This window comes from Okeania sp. SIO2B9 (assembly GCF_010672505.1).
GTDB classification, from domain to species: domain Bacteria; phylum Cyanobacteriota; class Cyanobacteriia; order Cyanobacteriales; family Microcoleaceae; genus Okeania; species Okeania hirsuta.
Map to the genome: position 1 here is coordinate 1 of NZ_JAAHGK010001667.1, position 1,323 is coordinate 1,323.

The 1,323-nt window shown below is 33.7% G+C and carries 1 protein-coding gene; it reads left to right on the forward strand.

Translation table 11 applies throughout. The features are described 5' to 3' along the window. The coding region (locus F6K13_RS33545) for a hypothetical protein (protein ID WP_287289986.1) at positions 1–645 on the forward strand (645 nt) is incomplete at its 5' end. Positions 646–1,323 lie beyond the last annotated feature (678 nt).

The window sequence follows — 1,323 nt, forward strand, 5'->3', positions numbered from 1 at the left end:
AAATTATCTATTTATATATTTTGTACTTCATTTATTTTTAGCACAATAATTTCTGCCAAAATTATATCTGTCAAATTAGCGGATCGATTTTTATATAGTTTAATTCTCTTTGGCGATTTTTTAAGAGGAATAGAAATAGTTGAACTTTTTAATATTGTTGCTTTTGCTGTTGTGGGAATGGGTTTTGGTTTAGCAAGTATTTTTTTACCTAAGTATTTAGGTCGTTATGTGAGTGCAATTCTATTAATAATTTTAGTGCCAATAATTTTTCTCACGACTCAAATGGTGAGATATGATATTTGGGTAGAACAGGTAGCAAATAACGAAAATTTATCTCTTGATGGAGCGGAATTACTAGCTAATTCATTTTTAAATCAAAGGGTAGGTAATGATGGTATTTATGGCTTCTATTTATATACTGCTCAGTTTCCTATCCTACCTGATAAAAAAGTACAGATGAATAATTTAGATAGATTGGAAAAGAGTGTTAATTCAAAGTTTGTGAGTCTGATAGGAGTTCCACCAGGGGTTATTTCTTGGGCAATTAGTTTGTGTTTTTGGGCGATTAGAATTTTTTATTTTGTAGTAGCAGTAGTCACGACTGTTGCTCACTTCAGAGAAGGTTTAAGGATCGTAAAATGTTAATCTTGTAGATTAAATTTTGCTCTGGGAATTATAGCAAATCTCAAAAACTTTTCTATGTTTTCTTGAGTGAGGGAGATGGGGAGATGGGGAGATGGGGAGTAGTAAACATAAGAATAGTTAATATCATGTTCAGTTGAATACTTATAAATAAATGTTGTGAGTTTTCAGGAGTCAACCCACCCCTCGCCCCTCCCCCTCCCAGGAGGGGAACTCAGGAGTCAGGAGGGAAAAAAAGGGCAAAAAGAGGAAATATTGGAGAAAAGTAAAGATAATTTCATTATTTCTTTGGTACCGTCGGTACTGTCAGTCCTTAAATTTTATTTATAACTGATTATCCGCAATTCGTAGCTCCCCCGGAGGGGGAACATGATATAACACATTAGGTGGCTAATAATCCCTTTTCACGTTATTGAATCCTACTAATTACTTAATTCATTGAAGTCTTGCATAAGTATCGCATTCTTTTTGAGAAATTGTATTATACAGCAGAGAATTTAGCTAATTATTGAATTTTTAACAACAGCGAGTGCCATTTCAGTTATCAGTTGTCAGTTGCCAGTTATTAGTTATGAGTACATCCTGCAATAGGGAGGCAATAAATACGGAATATTGTTTTTTTATCTATAGCGCTATGTCTTTTGGTTAAGACAAGAAATTTGGGTTGTAAGGGAACAGGGA